This is a genomic window from Mesorhizobium sp. M0437 (assembly GCF_040321335.1).
In the GTDB taxonomy this organism is placed as follows: domain Bacteria; phylum Pseudomonadota; class Alphaproteobacteria; order Rhizobiales; family Rhizobiaceae; genus Mesorhizobium.
This window is the reverse complement of record NZ_JAMYRK010000158.1, coordinates 1-2,905: the sequence shown is the minus strand read 5'-3', so window position 1 is coordinate 2,905 and position 2,905 is coordinate 1. Positions and strand designations below refer to the sequence as shown.

Below are 2,905 nucleotides of genomic sequence, written 5' to 3'. Positions count from 1 at the left end.
AGCCATCGCCCAGAACCTCAGGAAATTGGCCAAGATTTGCACCCTCGGAACAAACGTCCGAGCCACTTAAGGCGAGGAGGTCGCGTCGACCTTAACGCTTCGGTGCGAGTGGATCCACGGCTTCATCGCCGACTTCTTCAACACTATCAACCCATCTCGGCCATTCGCGGCATGGCCAGAATGACTGAGTTTTACCCTGGTCTTCCTCCCGAAAATCCTGCAGCGAGGCATGGCGCAGATTCGTCCTCGCCGCGGAGATGCTCCACGCGGCCGATCAGCCCAGGCTGGACCCATTGCGTCGCCGGCCGTTTCATCCCGTTTGGCGCGGGCCCAGAATGCTCCTGTACGCGCTCCCAGAGGCGTTCCCGCATCTCCCGGTTCAAGGTGATAAAGGCGCTCCCGACATAGCGGCCTGTGCCACGCTCGGCCATTAGGGCGAAAGCCGGCTTTCCGGGTTCACGCTCGACGCCGAGCAACTCGTATTCATCGATGCTGTAAGCCTTGGTCTTGAGCCAAGCCGTCGAATTGCCGCTCCGGTATTTGCTGTCCTTGCGCCTCGACACCATGCCTTCGAGCCCCGCCTGGTCTATCAGGTGGGAAGATCGCCTTAGCCTCGCCGGGAAGCGCCTGGCTGAATTGGATACGGCCACCGTCCGGGATCATCTCGGCAAGGATCTCGCGGCGGTCCTCCAGCGCCATGTCGCGCAGGTCGTGACCATTGAGATGCAGAAGATCGAAGGCGACGAATAGAGGTCGTGCTGGCGTCGGGTGATGGCTTTCCGCAAGGCTCCGAAGTCAGACAGTCTCGTTCAATACGATCTCACCGTCGATGATGGCGCTTTCCACGTCCAGTTGCCTTTGCGAGGGCGATGCCGATGGCGAAACTGTCCGAAGGCGACACGATCACGATGACTGGCGAGGTGACGCTTGTTCATGATGACGGGACCGTCACGGTTCGGCTTCACGGCTACGACGTTCCGGTGACGACGCTCGGGGAACGCCGCGCCGAAATACCGGACCTCTCCACCGCGTCCGCCCTCGGCAATCGCGACAGCATGCTTGGCTTTCGACACATCGATACCGACGTAAAAAATGTTATCTTGCTCCATGGCTCGTCCTTTCTTCGCTTGGGGCTCGGCTCGGCACTCCCGAGCAACCCCCTTTTGCTTAACAGCTGCAAAGACTAAGGGCGGGCCGCCGCTCAGACCACGGTCATAACGTCTATTAGCCATCGCAACCTTACCCGCCAAATCGTCCTTGTTGCGCCAATATTTGACGAGCTTCTTTTCATACAGCTTTCGGAATCTCTCGAGTTTGGCCTTTTTATCGAACTCGAGCTTTTCCGCGGCCCACGTCTTGCGAGCACCGCCTTCGAGCAAAAACGCCACGGTAGGACGCCTTGGGCGACGGCGTGCTCGTACTCCATCTGGGTGTAGCTCTTACCCCTCAACTCTGAGCCGTACGGCTCTGATGCGATGAGTACGTAGTAGTCGCTGTCATCGATGCGCCGCTTAATTTAATCCCATTGCGTGTCGTCGCTGGCTTGGAATGCCTCCATCCCCACAGGAATATGCCCGAGGGTTAAGAACCGCCTCGATGACCGACCGTCTTTCGTCCACCAAATCGGCATAGGTCGAGCTGACGAAGATTTGGTAGTTAACGTCCATGCGGCTTCACCCTTCGATCCGCCCTTGTAACTCTGCAAGCAGGCTGGGGATAACGTTCCGTGCCCGCATCAAGAAGCCGAGTCATGATTGGGTGAAGCGATCAAAGTCCGATCCGCGCGCTGGCACGCCAGGTTGCCCGATTTGCCGGAAGGAATAATCACTTGCGGCCGAGGAAAGGTGCGGTGCCCCCCGCCGCAGCGACAGCCTTCGCTATTCCTTCTTGTCGACCAGCGCCCGTAGTGCCGAGACGTCATGCAGCAATAACCTGCTGCCGCGCTTTTCGATCAGGCCTCTCTTGGCGAGGTCGCTCATTTCGCGCGAGACCGCTTCCCTGTGCGTGCTCATCGTTGCCGCCAGCTCGGAATGCGTCGGTGCCGGGCTTATGGACACCTCGCCGTCCACGAGTGCGGCTTTCTCCGCCCGATGCAGGAGCTCGACGATCAGCCGTTTTCGCACGACCAGAGTGCTGTATTCGAATACCCGCTCGGTCATGCGCCGGAGCTGGGCAGACAGATGCTCAAGCAGCATCCAGGCAAAAGTCGGGTGGGTCATCACGATATCCCGGAATGCTGTGCCGGACAGCCGTGCAGCGCGAGTTGCCTCCAGTGCGACTACGCTGGCAGAGCGTGCAATCCCGTCAATGCCTCCGAGCTCCCCGAAAATGTCGCCCGGTTCGACATCGCGATACGCTATCTCCCTGCCGTCCGCTGAAACCAGTGTCACGCGAGCCCGTCCTTCCAGCAGGAAGAAGACATCGCGACCAGTGTCGCCGTGGGAAATGATTAGCTCGTTGTGTCGATAGCTGCGCTCGTGCCACCGTTTGGTCAGCGCGGCGAGGTCGGCATCGCAAAGTCTCGAGATGAAGGCCAGAGAGCCTGTCACAACGGTCTCTTGTTCAATCAAGTGTACTTCACCTTATTCCCTATCCAAGGAAATTTGATGGCCGCAGGCCCCGCTTTCCGGGATGCAAACTGGGAGCGGATTTCGCCAATGTTTTTCCCGGTGTGGGAATTCCCACAGCCGAGCCTGGTTCGACTGTCATATCCTTTTTGCAACGTCAGGCCCGCCGGCTCGTGTGCAAGCCGGCGAAGGGAAAGGGAACAGTCATGAAATTCTTGGCTCCCGTCACAAAACTTGCTGCGGGGTTTCGCAAATTCGTCGCGCCGCGCTACCGCCCGGAGCTTTATTACATGCGTGGCCCGGGGCCAGCCACCGCCCGCCGTATGGGCACGCCGCGG

At 59.3% G+C, this 2,905-nt stretch carries 4 protein-coding genes; all 4 read right to left on the bottom strand.

Features of this window, described 5'->3' with window-relative positions; translation table 11 throughout:
• Positions 1–483: 483 nt before the first annotated feature.
• The gene (locus tag NKI72_RS34440; RefSeq protein ID WP_352473169.1) at positions 484–699 is read right to left on the bottom strand and encodes a hypothetical protein; all 216 of its coding nucleotides are present in this window, start codon (positions 697–699) and stop codon (positions 484–486) included.
• Between the two features lie 502 nt (positions 700–1,201).
• Positions 1,202–1,477, bottom strand: coding sequence for a hypothetical protein (locus NKI72_RS34435; RefSeq protein WP_502909012.1), 276 nt, complete (start codon positions 1,475–1,477; stop codon positions 1,202–1,204).
• A gap of 34 nt (positions 1,478–1,511) precedes the next feature.
• The gene (locus NKI72_RS34430; protein ID WP_352473170.1) at positions 1,512–1,667 is read right to left on the bottom strand and encodes a DUF4062 domain-containing protein; all 156 of its coding nucleotides are present in this window, start codon (positions 1,665–1,667) and stop codon (positions 1,512–1,514) included.
• 210 nt (positions 1,668–1,877) lie between these two features.
• Positions 1,878–2,549 carry a Crp/Fnr family transcriptional regulator gene (locus NKI72_RS34425; protein ID WP_029356805.1) on the bottom strand — a complete coding sequence of 224 codons (672 nt, stop codon included), beginning with the start codon at positions 2,547–2,549 and terminating at the stop codon, positions 1,878–1,880.
• Positions 2,550–2,905: the final 356 nt, after the last annotated feature.

What these genes read in the sequence shown, in the direction of transcription:
- NKI72_RS34430 (WP_352473170.1), bottom strand. Translation starts at nt 1,667, where the DNA reads ATGGACGTTAACTACCAAATCTTCGTCAGCTCGACCTATGCCGATTTG.
- NKI72_RS34440 (WP_352473169.1), bottom strand. Translation starts at nt 699, where the DNA reads ATGGCGCTGGAGGACCGCCGCGAGATCCTTGCCGAGATGATCCCGGAC.